The organism is uncultured Microbacterium sp., assembly GCF_964244775.1.
Classification (GTDB): Bacteria; Actinomycetota; Actinomycetes; order Actinomycetales; family Microbacteriaceae; genus Microbacterium.
This window is the reverse complement of the sequence record NZ_CAXTJR010000001.1, coordinates 943103-959594: the sequence shown is the minus strand read 5'-3', so window position 1 is coordinate 959594 and position 16492 is coordinate 943103. Positions and strand designations below refer to the sequence as shown.

Below are 16492 nucleotides of genomic sequence, written 5' to 3'. Positions count from 1 at the left end.
CTGCACCGGGTGCGACACATGACATCAGGACTTCGACCAGAGGATTGCCGTGCCGCTGACCACCGACGTGAAGGCAGAACTCGCCGCCGTCCGAGAACCCCGGCCGAGTGCCCGAGTCGCTGAGCTGACGTCGATCCTGCGGTTCTCCGGCGGGCTGCACTCGATCGCGAACCGCGTTGCGGTGGAGGCGGAGCTCGACTCCGACGTTCTCGCCCGCCGGGTCGCCCGCGACCTCGTGGAGATCTACGGGGTGCGTCCCGAGCTCGTGCACGTACAGGGGTCCGGCGCCAGGAACGGCAGCCACTACGCCGTCCGCGTGATCGAGGGCGGTGAGACCCTCGCCCGGCAGACCGGTCTCCTCGACCAGCGCCGGCGCCCCGTGCGCGGTCTCCCCAACAAGCTCACGACCGGATCGCGAGCCGACCTCGCCGCCGTGTGGCGGGGGGCATTCCTCGCGACCGGGACCCTCAGCGAGCCCGGCCGCTCCGCCGCCCTCGAAATCGCCTGCCCGTCCTCCGAGGCGGCGATGGCGCTCGTCGGAGCCGCTCACCGGCTGGGGATTCCCGCCAAGGCCCGCGAGGTTCGCGGAGTGCCGCGGGTGGTCGTGCGCGACGGCGAGGCGATCCGGGCAGCGCTGGCCGAGATGGGGGCACTCAAGACCGCGAGCGAGTGGGACCAGCTGCGTCAGCGGCGCGAAGTGCGCGCCGGGGTCAACCGGCTGGTGAACTTCGACGATGCCAACCTCCGTCGCTCGGCGCAGGCTGCGGTCGCGGCATGCGCGCGCGTGGAGCGCGCGCTCGAGATCCTCGCCGACGAGGTGCCCGAGCACCTGCGTGAGGCCGGCGAGCTCCGGCTCGCCCACCGCGACGCGAGTCTGGACGAACTCGGCCACCACGCCGATCCGCCCCTCACGAAAGACGCGGTCGCCGGCCGTATCCGTCGGCTCCTGGCGATGGCCGACAAGAAGGCCGAGGTGGACGGCATCCCCGATACCGAGTCTGCTGTTCCCGTCGGCGCCGAGGACTGAGCCGCCTGAGGCCGCCCCGCCGATCTGATCGCCGGTACTGGGGCGTCATGCGGGGAAGCAACCCGGTCATCGCTGCGTTACCGCTCACTAGGATGAAAACGTCACCCTCGCGGCCCCGGGCCTCGGCGCCGCGCCGACCGGAAGAAGAGAACATGGCGATCTATACGCTGCCCGACCTCCCCTACGACTACGCCGCTCTCGAGCCGCACATCAGCGCCAAGATCATGGAGCTGCACCACGACAAGCATCACCAGACGTACGTCACCGGCGCCAACACCGCTCTCGAGCAGCTTGCAGAGGCCCGTGACAGCGGCAACCTCGCGAACGTGAACAAGCTCGAGAAGGACCTCGCCTTCAACCTCGGCGGGCATGTCAATCACTCGATCTTCTGGACGAACCTCTCGCCCAACGGCGGCGGCCAGCCCGAGGGAGAGCTGGCCTCGGCGATCGACGAGTACTTCGGCGGGTTCGCGAAGTTCCAGGCGCACTTCACCGCCGCAGCCACCGGCATCCAGGGCTCCGGCTGGGCAGTCCTCAGCTGGGACACGATCGGCCAGCAGCTGATCATCCAGCAGCTCTTCGACCAGCAGTCCAACACGGCAGCGGGCACCATTCCGGTGTTCCAGCTGGACATGTGGGAGCACGCGTTCTACCTCGATTACCTCAACGTCAAGGCGGACTATGTGAAGGCCGTCTGGAACATCGCCGACTGGGGCAACGTTCAGCAGCGCTTCACCGCCGCCCGCGAGAAGACAACGGGTCTGCTGGTACTGTCGTAGCAGTTATGGGCGTCCCGGCGGGATGGCCCGCCGGGACGCCGTTGTCCTTCGTCTGAAGCCGCACCAACCGCGCTTTCGCGCACGACAATCAGGAGATATTCCGTGACCGTCAAGATCGGAATCAACGGCTTCGGCCGAATCGGACGCAACTACCTTCGGGCGGCCCTCGCACAGGGCGCCGACCTCGAGATCGTGGCGGTGAACGACCTCACCGACAACAAGACGCTCGCCCATCTCCTGAAGTACGACTCCGTCGGCGGACCGCTGGCCGCAGAGGTCTCGTACGACGCCGACTCGATCACCGTCGGTGGCAAGTCGATCAAGGTCTTCGAAGAGCGCGACCCGGCCAACCTGCCATGGGGCGAGCTCGGAGTCGACATCGTCATCGAGTCGACCGGCCGTTTCACGAAGGCCGAAGACGCCAAGAAGCACGTCGCCGGCGGCGCCAAGAAGGTGCTCATCTCCGCACCCGCGACCGGTGACGACGTCACGATCGTGATGGGCGTGAACGAGAGCGACTACAACCCCGAGACCGATGTGATCATCTCGAACGCATCGTGCACGACGAACTGCCTCGCGCCCCTCGCGAAGGTCTTCAACGACGCGTTCGGCATCGAGCGCGGGTTCATGATGACGGCACACGCCTACACCGCCGACCAGAACCTGCAGGACGGCCCGCACAGCGATCTGCGCCGTGCCCGCGCCGCCGCGATCAACATCGTCCCCGCCTCGACCGGTGCCGCCAAGGCCATCGGTCACGTGCTGCCCGAACTGAACGGCAAGCTCAGCGGCTCGTCCTACCGCGTCCCCGTGCCGACGGGCTCGATCGTCGACCTCACGATCGTCACGCCGACCGAAGGACTCACGGTCGACCAGGTCAACGAGGTGTACAAGAAGGCTGCGGCCGAAGGCGCCCTCGCGGGTTACCTCCAGTACACCGAAGACCCCATCGTCTCCAGCGACATCCAGGGCAACCCGCACTCGTCGATCTTCGACTCGGAGCTGACCAACGTCAGCGGCAACCTCGTCAAGGTCTCGGCCTGGTACGACAACGAGTGGGGTTACTCGAACCGTCTCGTCGACCTCACCGAGTACGTCGCCGAGAGCCTCTAAGCGCCACCATGGCACTGCGCACCCTGGATTCGCTGGGTTCGCTCGCAGGCAAGCGCGTCATCGTCCGTTGTGATCTGAACGTCCCCCTGAAGGACGGCGCCATCACGGACGATGGCCGCGTGCGAGCATCCCTGCCGACACTGAACGCCCTCATCAACCAGGGTGCCCGCCTCGTGGTCTGCTCCCACCTCGGGCGCCCCGACGGCGCGCCCGATCCGAAGTACAGCCTCGCGCCGGTCGCACAGCGCCTGTCGGAGCTGCTCGGCAAGCCGGTCGCCTTCGCCCGCGACACCGTGGGGGAGTCGGCCCGGGAGGCCGTCGACGCCCTCGAAGACGGAGATGTGGCCGTCATCGAGAACCTGCGCTTCAACCCGGGTGAGACGGCGAAGGACGACGCGGAGCGGCACGCGTTCGCCGAAGAGCTCGCCGGCCTCGGCGACGCCCTCGTCTCGGACGGGTTCGGGGTCGTGCACCGCAAGCAGGCGAGCGTCTACGACCTCGCCGAGATCCTGCCGTCCGCGGCCGGACTGCTGATCGCGACCGAGCTGGACGTCCTCGACCGTCTGACCGAGAACCCCGAGCGGCCGTACACCGTGGTCCTCGGCGGGTCGAAGGTCAGCGACAAGCTGGGCGTGATCTCGCACCTGCTGCCGCGGGTCGACCGGATCCTCGTCGGTGGAGGGATGCTGTTCACCTTCCTCGCTGCGAAGGGCTACGAGGTGGGTGCGAGCCTGCTCGAAGCCGATCAGCTTGACACGGTCAGGCAGTACATGGCGACCGCCGAGGAGCGCGGCGTCGAGCTCATCCTCCCGACCGACGTGGTCGTGGCTTCGAAGTTCGGCGCCGACGCGGAGCACGTCGTCACGGCGGCGGATGCGATCCAGGACACGCCGTTCGGAGCATCCGGACTCGGGCTCGACATCGGGCCCGACACGGCCGCACGCTTCGCCGACGTCATCCGCGACAGTCGCACGGTGTTCTGGAACGGCCCGATGGGTGTGTTCGAGATCCCCGCCTTCGCGGAGGGCACCCGCGTGGTCGCGCAGGCGCTCACCGACGTCGAGGGCCTCAGTGTGGTCGGAGGCGGCGACTCTGCGGCCGCCGTTCGCCAGCTCGGCTTCGCCGACGATGATTTCGGCCACATCTCCACCGGCGGTGGCGCCAGCCTCGAGTTCCTCGAGGGTAAGAAACTCCCCGGACTGGAGGTCCTCGGATGGTCGTGACGTCTCCCGATTCGTCTGCTGCGCAGAAGAGGCGAACACCGTTCATCGCAGGCAACTGGAAGATGAACTTCGACCACCTGCAGGCGGTCGCCTTCGTCCAGAAGCTGCATTGGACCCTCAAGGACGCCAAGCACGAGAGCGACAGCGTCGAGGTCGGTCTGTTCCCGCCCTTCACCGATCTGCGCACCGTGCAGACGCTGCTGGACGCCGACAAGATTCCGTTCGCGCTCGGCGCGCAAGACCTCTCGACCAAGGACTCCGGCGCGTACACCGGTGAGGTGTCGGGCCAGTTCCTCGCGAAGCTCGACGCGAAGTACGTCATCATCGGCCACTCCGAACGCCGCGAGTACCACGCGGAGTCGGATGAGGTCGTGGCGGCGAAGGTGCAGGCCGCGCTCCGCCACGGACTCGTGCCGGTCATCTGCGTCGGTGAGACGGCGGCAGATCTCGAGAAGTTCGGTGCCAGCGCCGTGCCCGTCGGCCAGCTGGAGGTCGCCCTCGAGGGCGTGCCCGCAGATGCCGACATCGTCGTGGCGTACGAACCGGTCTGGGCGATCGGCTCTGGGCAGGCGGCGACGCCAGAGCAGGCGCAGGAGGTCTGCGCGAAGCTCCGTGAGGTCGTCGCGGCGAAGCTCGGAGCGGATGCCGGCGCGCGTACCCGCGTGCTCTACGGCGGCTCGGTCAAATCCTCCAACATCGCGAGTTTCCTGCGCGAGCCCGATGTCGACGGTGCATTGGTGGGCGGGGCGAGCCTCGTCGCGGATGAATTCGCCGCGATCATCCGGTTCCAGAAGCACGTCGGCGTCTGAGCGGGTCCGCCCGTATACTTGACCCTTGTGCGATCCGCGGGATCGCAGCGAAAGGCTTTCAACGACTGTGGATATCATCCAGTTCGTCCTGTGGGTGGTGCTCGGAATCACGAGCCTCCTGCTGACGCTTCTCATCCTCCTGCACAAGGGTCGCGGCGGTGGCCTCTCCGACATGTTCGGCGGAGGCATGACCTCCGCGATGGGTTCTTCGGGGCTCGCGGAGAGAAACCTGAACCGGTTCACCGTCATCCTCGCCCTCGCGTGGTTCGTGTCGATCGTGGCACTGGGCCTCATCACGAAGATCCAGGGCCTCTGAAATGGCCACAGGAGGCAATGCCATCCGAGGTACACGCGTCGGCGCAGGACCCATGGGCGAGCAGGATCACGGCTTCCACGCCGATCGGATCGCGATCTCATACTGGGATGCACTCGGCAACGAGACGGTCAGGTACTTCTCCGCGGGAATCCCCGAAGAGGAGATCCCCGACACGATCGACTCGCCCCACTCTGGCCTTCCCGCCGGTCGCGACAAGCAGAACCCCCCCGCTCTCGCCAAGACCGAGCCGTACAAGACGCACCTCGCCTATGTGAAGGAGCGTCGCACCGAGGAAGAGGCCGAGACGCTTCTCGACGACGCGCTGACGCAGTTGCGCGAGCGGCGCGGGCAGATCTAGCCACCGAGTTCTTCGCGCGGTACCGATATCCCTCGGGCCGACGTAGTGCGTTCGTCGACGGGTCTCGATACGGCGCTGGCGCGCCTACTCGACCACCGCCGCGTGATACGGCGCTGGCGCGCCTGCTCGACCACCGCCGTAGGGGAGCTCAGGGGCCGGGTCAGTACTCCCGGTCGATGAGCTCCTGCGGCACCTTCTCGGCCGCCGCCTCATCCACGAACAGGATCGTGCGCGAACGGCCCTTGGCGCCCGCGGCGGGCACGCTCAGGTAGCTCGCGCCGGCGAGCGCGAGCCCGAGCGCCGAGGCCTTGTCGACGCCGGAGAGCACCATCCAGACCCGCTCGGACGAGTTGATGACCGGCCGGGTCAGCGAGATGCGATCCGGGGGCGGCTTGGGGGAGTCGCGCACGGCGACCACCGCGCGATCGGTGATCGCGATCTCGGCACGGTCCGGGAACAGCGACGCGATGTGCGCGTCGGGCCCGACACCGAGGAAGCAGATGTCGAACGAGGGCCACGGGCCCGTCTCGGACCGATCCGTCGGGGCGAACTGCGCGAGCTCGTCGGAATACGCGATGGCCGCAGCATCCAGGTCGAGCGTTCCGTCGGTCGAGGCCATCACGTGGATGTTCTCGGCGGGGATGTCGATCCGCTCGAGCAGCGCTGCTCGAGCGAGCTTCTCGTTGCGCTCGTCGGAGTCGCGGGCGACGAAGCGCTCGTCGCCCCACCAGAAGTGCACGAGCGACCAATCGATGCTCTCGCGCTTGGGGTTGCTGCCGGCGGCGACCAGCACGGCCGTTCCGATCGTCCCGCCGGTCAGCGCGACGTGCACCGTGTGACCGGCGCTGGTGCGCTTGAGGACCACCTTGAGGAAGCGCGCAGCGACGGATTCGGCGAGATGTGCGGGGTCGGGGCTGATGACCACGCGCTTCTCGGTGAAGAACTCAGCCATCTGTCTCCTGTGTACTCGACGGTCCCAGAAGCTCCCAGCCCGTGGTGATGACCCGACCATACAGCACGTCAGGGTCGAGGCGACGGAGCTCCTCCGCCAGGCATTCGCGCAGCGATCGACGTGGCAGCACGAGATCGTGCTGCGGCTGCCCCGGCTGGGTGAGGCACGCGATCGCGGCCGACGAGCGCTCCAGCAGGATGTCGGCATTCGGACGCACGAGCCGCACCGACTTGATGCCGTCGGTCCACTCGTCGGCGGGCAGGTAGGTCCACTCCACCGGCACGTCGAGCTTGAGCCGCAGCCAGGCCGCGAGGAGAGCGGTCGACGGCGACGTGCTCGCGCCGCGCACCTCGGCCGAGGTGACGGATTCGTACGGCGGCTGGTCGAGCACCGCGGCGAGCTGCTCGCGCCAGTGCGTGAGGCGGGTCCAGGCCAGATCGGTGTCGCCGGGGGCGTGGTGCTCGCCGAGCGAGGTCAGTCGGCCAGGGAGGTACGGGCGCGTGGAGGCGTCGGTGATCCTCCGCTGCGCGATCCGACCGAGTGGGGACGTGGACGGCACCTCCGGCGGGTGGTCGGGCCACCACACCACGACGGGCGCGTCGGGCAGCAGCAGACCGGTGATGAGGCTCTCCTCGTTCGACGCGGCAGCGCCGTGCGCGCGCAGGACCACGACCTCGCTCGCACCTGCGTCGCCGCCCACGCGGATCTCGGCGTCGAGGCGGGGTTCGACATCGGGATGCTCATCCGTCATGATCACGATGACGCGCATCGGATGCTCTCGCGATGCGTCGTTCGCCGCGTCGATGACCTCTTCCTCGGCCCCGTGGCGCACGGCGATGATGAGCGTGAGCACGCGGCCGAGCGCGACCGCTCCGCCCTCCTCGCGGACGCTCACGAGCGCGCGCGAGATCTTGCTCATGGTGGTGTCTGGCAGCTCGACGATCACGGTCTCCTCCAGGTTCGGCCGTCGCGGGCGAGGAGCTCGTCGGCGGAAGGGGGACCCCACGAACCGGGGGAGTACTGCTCGAGCGGACCGCCCTGGTCGGCCCAGAACTCTTCGATCGGGTCGAGGATCTTCCAGGAAAGCTCGACCTCCTCGTGGCGGGGGAACAGCGGCGGATCGCCCAGGAGCACGTCGAGGATCAGGCGCTCGTAGGCTTCGGGGCTCGCTTCGGTGAACGCGTGGCCGTAGCCGAAGTCCATCGTGACGTCGCGCACCTGCAGGGCGGCGCCGGGCACCTTCGAACCGAACCGGATCGTGACGCCCTCGTCGGGCTGCACGCGGATCACGAGCGCGTTCTGGCCGAGCGTCTCGGTCTGGTTGCGGGCGAAGAGCAGCTGCGGAGCGCGCTTGAACACCACCGCGATCTCGGTGACGCGCCGGCCGAGACGCTTGCCGGTCCGCAGGTAGAAGGGAACCCCTGCCCAGCGGCGCGTGTTGACCTCGAGCTTGACGGCGGCGTAGGTCTCGGTCGTGGATTGAGGATCCATGCCGTCCTCCTCCAGGAAGCCGAGCACCTTCTCGCCGCCCTGCCAGCCACCCGCGTACTGTCCGCGTGCGGTGGCCTCGGCGAGGTTCGCGGGCAGCTTCACCGCCGCGAGCACCTTCTCCTTCTCGGCGCGCAGCTCTTTCGCGTCGAAGCTGATCGGCTCCTCCATCGCAGTGAGCGCCATGAGCTGGAGCAGGTGGTTCTGGATGACGTCGCGGGCAGCGCCGATGCCGTCGTAGTAGCCGGCACGACCGCCCACTCCGATGTCTTCGGCCATCGTGATCTGCACGTGGTCGACGTAGTTGCGGTTCCAGATGGGCTCGTAGAGCTCATTGGCGAAACGCAGCGCCAGGATGTTCTGGACCGTCTCCTTGCCGAGATAGTGGTCGATCCGGAAGATCGAGTCGGTCGGGAAGGCCGATCGGAGCGCATCGTTGAGCTCTCGCGCGGAGGCGAGGTCGTGTCCGAACGGCTTCTCGATGACGACCCGGCGCCAGTGCTCGTCGTCATCGGCGGTGTCGCCGACGAGCCCCGAGTCCTTGAGCTGCTGGGCGACGACCGGGAAGTCCTTCGGCGGGATCGACAGGTAGTACGCGTGGTTGCCCATCGTGCCGCGCTCGACGTCGAGCTTCTCGATCGTGTCGCGAAGGCGCTGGAACGATTCGGCGTTGTCGAACTCGCCGGAGACGAATCGGATGCCCTGCAGGAGCTGGGTCCAGGTCTCTTCGCGGTATTCGGTGCGCGCGTGCTGTTTGACGGCCTCGTGCACCACCTCGGCGAAATCCTGATCCTCCCAGTCGCGACGGGCGAAGCCCACGAGCGCGAAGCCCGGCGGGAGGAGGCCGCGATTGGCGAGGTCGTAGACGGCCGGCATGAGCTTCTTGCGCGACAGGTCACCCGTCACGCCGAAGATCACCAGCGCGCTCGGGCCGGCGATGCGGTTGAGGCGACCGTCTTCCGGGTCGCGGAGCGGATTGTGTCCGCGTGAGATCTCGACGACCATGGCCTACTGCGCCGCCTCGAAGAGCGCGAGCACCTCGACCTGCGGGTCGGTGAGGGTGATCGTCACCACCGGTCGGCCGTGGCCGTCGGCGAGTACGGATGCATCGCCCGCGGCCTGGGCCTCGATCAGCTGACCGAAGGTGAAGGGCCGGTCGGGGATCTCGAGATCGACGTCGGTGCGCTCGGTGATCTGCAGGAACACGCCGTTCGCCGGGCCCCCCTTGTGGTACTGACCGGTCGAATGCAGGAAACGCGGTCCCCAGCCGAAGGTCGTGGGGCGCCCCGAATCGGCCGCGACGAGTTCGCGCAGACCCTGCAGCTGCGGCAGGTCGAGACGGTTGACGTAGGCCTGGATGGCGACGTAGCCGTCAGCCGGAACCAGGGCCCACAGGGCATCAAGTACGCCGGCGACGGTTCCCGATGCCGCCAGTGCGGGATCGGAGACGCGCACCTCGACGCCGTCCGTCGAGAAGGCGGGAGCGGTCGGCGCGGGGCGTGCGTCCAGCAGCGCGCGGGTGGCCACCTTCGCCGCCTCGACGTCGGGCTGGTCGAACGGGTCGATGCCGAGCATCCGACCGGCGATCGCCGTCGCGTACTCCCAGACGAGCAGCTGGGCGCCCAGCGAGCCGCTGATGAGCACCTCGCCCTCGTGGTGCTCGAACAGGTGGAAGCGCGCAGCCTCGTCGACCAGCCGCACGATCTGCAGATCGGCGGGCTTGGTCTCCAGCTCGGGCGAGACCGGAAGCAGGACGACGGGAAGGATGCCGGTGCCCTGCTTGCCCGTCGATTCGGCCACGAGCTGCTCGATCCAGCCGGGCAGGCCGATGATGTGCGTACCGTCGGTGATGAGGCCGAGCTTGTCGCGCCGGGACGGTGCTCCATCGCTGCTGTGGCCACCGGCGATCGCCGCGGCCAGCACGAGCGCGGGGTTCTCGGGACTGTCGATGGCGACCTCGAGGAGCGTCGCCTCCGCCTCGTCCAGCAGCTCGGAGATGTCGGCACCGGCAAGGCCCGCGGGCACGAGTCCGAAGGCGGTGAGCGCCGAATAGCGGCCGCCGACGGTGGGGTCGGCGTTGAACACGCGATACCCGTCGGCACGAGCCGCGACATCCAGCGGCGAGCCGGGGTCGGTGACCACGACGATCCGCTCGATCGGATCGATGCCGAGATCGCGGAAGGCGGCCTCGAAGGCGCGCTTGGCGGAATCCGTCTCGACGGTCGAACCCGACTTGGACGACACGACGAGCACGGTGCGCTCGAGTCCGCCGCCCTCGGCGTCACCGTCGATCGCCGCGAGCACCTGGCCGGGTGCGGTCGAATCGAGGATGACGAGGGGAACGCCGGCCGTCTGCGCGATGACCTCGGGAGCGAGCGATGATCCGCCCATCCCCGCCAGCACGACGCGCGTCACCTGACGTGCGACGAGCTCGGCGCGGAGCGCCTCGATCTCGGCGACGAGCGGCCGCGAGACCGTGACGGCCTGCACCCAGCCGAGGCGCTGGGCGGCCTCGGCCTCGGCGGCCGGACCCCAGAGCGACGAATCGCCCGCCGTGATCCCCGAGGCGACCAGATCGGCGACGAGGCCTGGCAGCGTCGCCTCCACGACCGACTTGACGTGACCGGTCAGGTGGATGTCGAAACTCATTTGGCGGTCTCGAGAGCGCCCTGCAGGGCTGCCGTGACCGTCGCCTGCAGCTCGTGCCACGATGCGATGAACTTCTCGACGCCCTCGTCCTCGAGCACCTGGGTGACATCGGCGATGTCGACGCCCGCCGCTGCCAGCTTGTCGAACACGTCGTGCGCGTCGGCGTAGTTGCCGGTGATGGTGTCACCCGTGATCTCGCCGTGATCGAACGTGGCCTCGAGCGTCTTCTCGGGCATCGTGTTGACTGTTCCCGCCGCCACCAGCTCGGTGACGTACAGAGTGTCGGGGAGAGCTGGGTCCTTGACGCCGGTCGAGGCCCAGAGCGGCCGCTGCACGGTGGCCCCGGCATCCGTCAGCGCCTTCGCACGATCCGTCGCGAACTCGCGCTCGAACAGCTCGTAAGCGAGGCGGGCATTGGCCAGGCCGGCTTTGGCCTTGAGCGCCTCGGCCTCGGGGGTGCCGATCGCGGTCAGCCGCTTGTCGACCTCGGTGTCGACGCGCGACACGAAGAACGAGGCGACCGACTGCAGGGTCGAGATGTCGATGCCGGCGGCCTTGGCCTGTTCGACGCCCGATAGGTAGGCGTCGATCACCGCCGCGTAGCGCTCGAGGCTGAAGATGAGCGTGACGTTGACCGAGATGCCGGCGGCGATCACCGCGGTGATGGCGGGCAGGCCTGCCTTCGTCGCGGGGATCTTGATGAGCGCGTTGGGGCGGTCGACCGTGGCCCACAGCTCCTTGGCCTGGGCGATCGTCGCGTCGGTGTCGTGGGCGAGATCGGGCGAGACCTCGATCGACACGCGGCCGTCGACGCCGCCGGTCTCGTCGAAGACGTGACGGAAGACATCGGATGCTGCGCGCACGTCGTCGGTGGTGATCTCGAAGATCGCCTCATCGGTGCTCGCGCCGCGCCCCGCGAGGACGGCGACCTGGCCCTCGTACGCCTCGCCCTTGGAGAGTGCCCCGGCGAAGATGGTCGGGTTGGTCGTCACACCGACGACGTTGCGGGTGGCGATCAGGTCGGCGAGATTGCCGGTGATGATGCGCTGTCGCGACAGGTCGTCCAGCCAGATGCTGACGCCCTCTGCGGACAGGGCTGCGGTCGGGGTGCTCATGCGTTCTCCTTCAGGGTCTCGCGTGCCGCTTGGACGACCGCGCCGGCGGTGATGCCGAACTTCTCGAACAGGGTCTTGTAGTCGGCGGACGCGCCGAAGTGGTCGATGGAGACGCTTCGTCCCCGGTCTCCGATGAGCCCGCGCCAGGGGAGGGCGATGCCGGCCTCCACGGACACGCGGGCGGTGACCGCCTGGGGCAGCACCGACTCGCGGTACGCGGCATCCTGCTCGTCGAACCATTCCAGCGACGGCGCCGACACGACGCGGGCCTGCACGCCTTCGGCGGCGAGGGTCTCGCGGGCGGCGACCGCCAGCTGCACCTCCGAGCCGGTGGCGATCAGGATCACGTCGGGGTCGCCGTTCGCGGCGTCGGCCAGCACGTAGGCGCCGCGGCGCACGTTGTCGACCGAGGCGAAGGTGTCTCCGGATGCCGGGCCCGTCCCGCGCGCGAACGTCGGGAGGTTCTGCCGGGTGAGCGCGATGCCGGTGGGCCCGTCGTTGCGGCGGAGGATCTCGAGCCACGCCGCCGCGGTCTCGTTCGCGTCCGCGGGGCGCACGAGGGTGAAGTTCGGGATCGCGCGGAGCGTCGCGAGCTGCTCGACGGGCTGGTGCGTCGGTCCGTCTTCGCCGAGGGCGACGGAGTCGTGCGTCCACACGAACACCGTGGGGATGTTCATCAGGGCCGCCAACCGCACCGGAGGACGCATGTAGTCGCTGAAGATGAGGAACGTGCCGCCGAAGGGCCTGGTCGGTCCGTGCAGCTTGATGCCGTTGAGGATCGCCCCCATCGCATGCTCGCGGATGCCGAAGTGCAGCACCCGGCCGTAGGGGTCGCCCGACCACTCGTGGGTCGACCATTCGGTCGGGATGAATGACCTGCCGTCGGTGATCGTCGTGAGGTTCGACTCGGCCAGGTCGGCCGAGCCGCCCCAGAGCTCGGGGAGCTCGGCGGCCAGGGCGTTGATGACCTTGCCCGATGCAGCACGCGTCGAGACGTCCTTGCCGGCTTCGAACACGGGGAGCGCGTCGGCGATGTCGGCCGGCAGCTCCTTGGCCTCGACGCGGTCGAGGAGCGCCTTGCGCTCGGGGTTCGCCGCGGCCCAGGCGTCGAACGCCTTCTGCCATTCGGCGTGCTCCTGCGCACCGCGCGCCACCAGTTCACGGGTGTGGGCGAGCACGTCTTCGGCGACGACGAAATTCTGCTCGGGGTCGAAGCCGAGCACCTCTTTCGTGGCCTTCAGCTCGTCGGCGCCGAGCGCCGAGCCGTGGATCTTGCCGGAGTTCTGCTTGCCGGGCGACGGCCAGCCGATGATCGTCTTGAGGATGATGAGCGACGGCTTGTCGGTGACGCCCTTGGCGGCCTCGATCGCGGCGTACAGCTCCTGCGCGTCTTCGACGTACTGGCCGGTCTTCTTCCAGTCGACCGTCTGCACGTGCCAGTCGTAGGCCTGGTAGCGCTTCGCGACGTCCTCGGTGAAGGCGACGTTGGTGTCGTCCTCGATCGAGATCTGGTTCGAGTCGTAGATCGCGATGAGGTTGCCGAGCTGCTGGTGGCCGGCGAGGCTCGACGCCTCGGAGGTGACGCCCTCCTGCAGATCGCCGTCGCCGGCGATCACGTAGATGAAGTGGTCGAACACAGACGTGCCGGCCGCAGCATCCGGGTCGAACAGTCCACGCTCGTACCGCGACGCGTAGGCGAAGCCCACCGCCGACGACAGCCCCTGACCCAGCGGGCCGGTCGTGATCTCGACGCCGTCGGTGTGCCCGTACTCGGGGTGACCAGGGGTCTTCGAGCCCCACGTGCGCAGCGCTTCGAGGTCGCTCAGCTCGAGGCCGAAGCCGCCGAGGTACAGCTGGATGTACTGGGTCAGCGAGGAGTGCCCCGCCGACAGGATGAAGCGGTCGCGGCCGAGCCAGTGCGGGTCGGACGGATCGTGCCGCAGCACCCGCTGGTACAGCAGGTAGGCGGCAGGAGCGAGGCTCATGGCCGTCCCGGGGTGGCCGTTGCCGACCTTCTCCACCGCGTCCGCCGCGAGCACGCGGACCGTGTCCACCGCGCGCCTATCGATTTCATCCCACTGCAGATCCGACACCCGGCCGCCTTTCGTCAGGGAGCGCCCGGCCAGAGCCGGTCCGCGGCCCTCGACACGAGGAGGAAGGGGGATCGGCGCACGGGCGCGCGTGTCTTTCCAGCATAGCGAAGGGGCATGCTGCCGGGCGGGTGCGATGCCGCCGTATGACGCCCCGACGCGTGCTCGACGGAACGGTCGGGCCGAAGCGATGCCCTAGACTGAACACGTCTGGGCACGCGCAGGATTCGGGGGACGATGGACATCGCAGCGACGTCTCGCCTCCCCGTCCAGACCGGTGAGCGCTCGCTCGGGCGGACGATCCGCGCCTACGTCGCACTGACCAAGCCCCGCGTGCTCGAGCTGCTGCTGGTCACGACCGTGCCGGTGATGATCCTCGCTCAGGGCGGGTTTCCGAACGTGTGGCTCGTACTCGCGACGGTGGTGGGCGGTTCGCTTAGCGCCGGATCGGCGGCGGCGTTCAACATGTACCTCGACCGCGACATCGACGCGCACATGCAGCGCACGGTCAATCGGCCGCTGGTGACCGGCGAGATTTCGCCGCGTTCCGCGCTGATCTTCGCGTGGACGCTCGCGGCCGTCTCCACCGTCTGGCTGTGGCTGACGACCAACTGGCTCGCCGCCGTGCTGTCGGCCTGCGCGATCTTCTTCTACGTCGTCATCTACACGATGCTCCTCAAGCGCCGCACCGAGCAGAACATCGTGTGGGGCGGGATCGCAGGCTGCTTCCCCGTGGTGATCGGCTGGTCGGCCGTCACCGGGTCGCTGTCGTGGACGCCGATGATCCTGTTCGCGCTCGTCTTCCTGTGGACTCCGCCGCACTACTGGCCGCTGTCGATGAAGTACAAGGACCAGTACGAAGGCGTCGACGTGCCGATGCTCGGGGCCACCCGCAGCGGCTCGCAGGTCGGCCTCCAGGTCATCCTCTACGCGTGGGCGACGGTGGCGTGCTCGCTTCTGCTCATCCCCGTGGCATCCATGGGCCTGGTCTACACCGTGTCGGCGCTGGTGTTCGGCGGGTGGTTCATCTACGAGTCGCACCGCCTGTACAGCCGCACCGTCCAGGGCACTGAGCCCCGGCCGATGCGGGTGTTCCACGCCTCGATCACGTACCTGACACTGCTGTTCGTGGCCATCGCGGTCGACCCGCTGCTGCCGTTCTGAGCTGCCCTCCTGAGTCGCGCGCCTGAGTCGCGCGTCTGAGTCGCGCGCCTGAGTCGCGCGTCTGAGTCGCGCGTCTGATCGCGGCGGCGGCCGCCGCACGTCTTCGGTGATCTGCCGTTCTTCGGTGCGAATCGCCGGGCGCTCGGCCGAAGTCGTGCAGATCCCCGAGATTGTGCAGATTCCCGAGGTCGTGCAGATTCCCGAGGTCGTGCAGATTCCCGAAGTCGTGCAGATCTCCGAGGTCGTGCAAGGACTGCGGGCCATTCGAGTCCTCCCGAGCCGGGCCGTGCCGGAGTTTATCCACCACCTGATGCCTCGGCGCTGCAGTGCGGCACCGCGCAGGCGACCATCGAGGCATGACGACGGTTTCGCGCACCGAACAGGCCTCCGCCGAGCGGCGGCGGGCCGCTGACCGCGCCCTGATCGCGGCGGTCGAGCAACGCGAGGGTGTCGCGAGGCTGAGCCATCTGCACGACCAGGGTCACTCGCGGCACACCGTGGCGCTCGCGCTGGCGCGCGGAGCGCTCGTCCGCATCCGGCGCGACTGGGTATCTCTGCCGGGAGCGGATGCTGAGCTCGTCGCCGCAGCGAGGTCGGGCGTCGTCCTGTCCTGCGTGACCCTGGCGCGAAGGATGGGCCTCTGGGTGCTCGACGATGATCGATGCCATGTGGCCGCCGACCCTCACGGAGCTGCTGGCAAGTCGGAGCGCGCAACGGTGCACTGGTCGGCGCCGATGGTGCCCCGGCATCCTGATCAGCTGCTCGATTCGCTCACGAACGCGCTCGTGCTCATCGCGTACTGCCGGCCGCGCGAGGCCGCGCTCGCGGTCTGGGAGTCGGCGCTCAGCAAAGGCATGATCGACCTCGCCCAGATGTCGCGGCTGCCGCTCACCGGCGCCGCGGCCCGGATGCTCGCCGAAATGAGGCCGTACCGCGATTCGGGGCTCGAGACCATTTTCGTCGATCGCCTCCGATGGCTCCGTGTGCGGATGCTCGTCCAGACGTGGATCGCCGGGCACCGCGTGGATGTTCTCATCGGCGATCGGCTGGCGGTCCAGCTCGACGGAGGCCACCACGTCGGCGATCAGCGCACGAGCGACATCGCCCACGATGCCGCGCTGATGCTGCTCGGATACCACGTCCTACGATTCGGATATCAGCAGGTGATCGACGACTGGCCGTTGGTGCAGGAGACGATCATGCAGGCGGTCGCGCAGGGGCTTCATCTTGTCCGGAAATGAGCCTGCGACGGTGGGGGTCGTACGTCGGCGTTCGCACAACTTCGGAGATCTGCAGTTCCTCGGTGCTCAATCGCGGACGCGCGACCGAAGTCGCGCAGATCTCCGAAGTCGTGCAGATCTCTGGCACGGCAGGGCAGCCAGCCGCACAAACGACAGGGGCCCACCCCC

At 68.4% G+C, this 16492-nt stretch carries 15 protein-coding genes; 9 read left to right on the top strand and 6 right to left on the bottom strand.

Annotated features, from left to right (window positions below):
- Positions 1-49 precede the first annotated feature (49 nt).
- The 7 genes from whiA (at position 50) to ACFE6Z_RS04610 (ending at position 5625) form a co-directional block, all read left to right on the top strand.
- Positions 50-1027 (top strand): DNA-binding protein WhiA, encoded by a 978-nt coding sequence (whiA, locus tag ACFE6Z_RS04640; RefSeq protein WP_375384495.1) that lies wholly within the window; start codon positions 50-52, stop codon positions 1025-1027.
- A gap of 152 nt (positions 1028-1179) precedes the next feature.
- Complete coding sequence (locus tag ACFE6Z_RS04635; RefSeq protein ID WP_375384494.1) at positions 1180-1806, top strand: superoxide dismutase; 627 nt, start codon at positions 1180-1182, stop codon at positions 1804-1806.
- A 102-nt stretch (positions 1807-1908) separates the two neighbouring features.
- On the top strand, positions 1909-2919 hold the full coding sequence (gene gap / locus ACFE6Z_RS04630) for a type I glyceraldehyde-3-phosphate dehydrogenase (protein ID WP_375384493.1): 1011 nt from the start codon (positions 1909-1911) through the stop codon (positions 2917-2919).
- Positions 2920-2927: 8 nt separating this feature from the next.
- A complete protein-coding gene (locus ACFE6Z_RS04625; RefSeq protein WP_375384492.1) occupies positions 2928-4142 on the top strand; it encodes a phosphoglycerate kinase in 1215 nt (404 codons plus the stop codon).
- A complete protein-coding gene (tpiA, locus tag ACFE6Z_RS04620; protein ID WP_375384491.1) occupies positions 4139-4951 on the top strand; it encodes a triose-phosphate isomerase in 813 nt (270 codons plus the stop codon). Before ACFE6Z_RS04625 ends, tpiA begins: the two co-directional genes overlap by 4 nt.
- 67 nt (positions 4952-5018) lie before the next feature.
- Entirely contained in the window at positions 5019-5267 is a 249-nt protein-coding gene (gene secG / locus ACFE6Z_RS04615; protein ID WP_375384490.1) for a preprotein translocase subunit SecG, read from the top strand.
- A 1-nt stretch (position 5268) separates the two neighbouring features.
- Positions 5269-5625: an RNA polymerase-binding protein RbpA gene (locus tag ACFE6Z_RS04610; RefSeq protein WP_375384489.1), complete on the top strand. Its 357-nt coding sequence runs from the start codon at positions 5269-5271 to the stop codon at positions 5623-5625.
- Between the two features lie 160 nt (positions 5626-5785).
- On the opposite strand, the gene pgl is transcribed toward ACFE6Z_RS04610, so the two are convergent.
- From pgl to tkt, 6 genes are read right to left on the bottom strand one after another with little or no spacing between them, the layout of a single operon-like run.
- A complete protein-coding gene (gene pgl / locus ACFE6Z_RS04605; protein WP_375384488.1) occupies positions 5786-6577 on the bottom strand; it encodes a 6-phosphogluconolactonase in 792 nt (263 codons plus the stop codon).
- Positions 6570-7523, bottom strand: coding sequence for a glucose-6-phosphate dehydrogenase assembly protein OpcA (locus ACFE6Z_RS04600; RefSeq protein WP_375384487.1), 954 nt, complete (start codon positions 7521-7523; stop codon positions 6570-6572). The genes pgl and ACFE6Z_RS04600 overlap by 8 nt, the downstream gene beginning before the upstream one ends.
- Positions 7520-9070, bottom strand: a complete 1551-nt coding sequence (zwf, locus tag ACFE6Z_RS04595) for a glucose-6-phosphate dehydrogenase (protein WP_375384486.1) — start codon at positions 9068-9070, stop codon at positions 7520-7522. The genes ACFE6Z_RS04600 and zwf overlap by 4 nt, the downstream gene beginning before the upstream one ends.
- A 3-nt stretch (positions 9071-9073) precedes the next feature.
- Positions 9074-10714 carry a glucose-6-phosphate isomerase gene (locus ACFE6Z_RS04590; RefSeq protein WP_375384485.1) on the bottom strand — a complete coding sequence of 547 codons (1641 nt, stop codon included), beginning with the start codon at positions 10712-10714 and terminating at the stop codon, positions 9074-9076.
- Positions 10711-11829, bottom strand: a complete 1119-nt coding sequence (gene tal, locus ACFE6Z_RS04585) for a transaldolase (protein WP_375384484.1) — start codon at positions 11827-11829, stop codon at positions 10711-10713. The genes ACFE6Z_RS04590 and tal overlap by 4 nt, the downstream gene beginning before the upstream one ends.
- Entirely contained in the window at positions 11826-13922 is a 2097-nt protein-coding gene (tkt, locus tag ACFE6Z_RS04580; protein ID WP_375384483.1) for a transketolase, read from the bottom strand. Before tkt ends, tal begins: the two co-directional genes overlap by 4 nt.
- A gap of 234 nt (positions 13923-14156) precedes the next feature.
- Here tkt and ACFE6Z_RS04575 point away from each other — a divergent pair, with 234 nt between their 5' ends.
- Positions 14157-15083 (top strand): heme o synthase, encoded by a 927-nt coding sequence (locus ACFE6Z_RS04575; protein WP_375384482.1) that lies wholly within the window; start codon positions 14157-14159, stop codon positions 15081-15083.
- A 356-nt stretch (positions 15084-15439) separates the two neighbouring features.
- On the top strand, positions 15440-16324 hold the full coding sequence (locus ACFE6Z_RS04570) for an endonuclease domain-containing protein (protein ID WP_375384481.1): 885 nt from the start codon (positions 15440-15442) through the stop codon (positions 16322-16324).
- Positions 16325-16492 lie beyond the last annotated feature (168 nt).

Coding starts and splice junctions, on each gene's coding strand:
- ACFE6Z_RS04635 (WP_375384494.1), top strand. CDS start 1,180: ATGGCGATCTATACGCTGCCCGACCTCCCCTACGACTACGCCGCTCTC.
- ACFE6Z_RS04625 (WP_375384492.1), top strand. CDS start 2,928: ATGGCACTGCGCACCCTGGATTCGCTGGGTTCGCTCGCAGGCAAGCGC.
- ACFE6Z_RS04610 (WP_375384489.1), top strand. CDS start 5,269: ATGGCCACAGGAGGCAATGCCATCCGAGGTACACGCGTCGGCGCAGGA.
- pgl (WP_375384488.1), bottom strand. CDS start 6,577: ATGGCTGAGTTCTTCACCGAGAAGCGCGTGGTCATCAGCCCCGACCCC.
- zwf (WP_375384486.1), bottom strand. CDS start 9,070: ATGGTCGTCGAGATCTCACGCGGACACAATCCGCTCCGCGACCCGGAA.
- ACFE6Z_RS04590 (WP_375384485.1), bottom strand. CDS start 10,714: ATGAGTTTCGACATCCACCTGACCGGTCACGTCAAGTCGGTCGTGGAG.
- tal (WP_375384484.1), bottom strand. CDS start 11,829: ATGAGCACCCCGACCGCAGCCCTGTCCGCAGAGGGCGTCAGCATCTGG.
- ACFE6Z_RS04575 (WP_375384482.1), top strand. CDS start 14,157: ATGGACATCGCAGCGACGTCTCGCCTCCCCGTCCAGACCGGTGAGCGC.
- ACFE6Z_RS04570 (WP_375384481.1), top strand. CDS start 15,440: ATGACGACGGTTTCGCGCACCGAACAGGCCTCCGCCGAGCGGCGGCGG.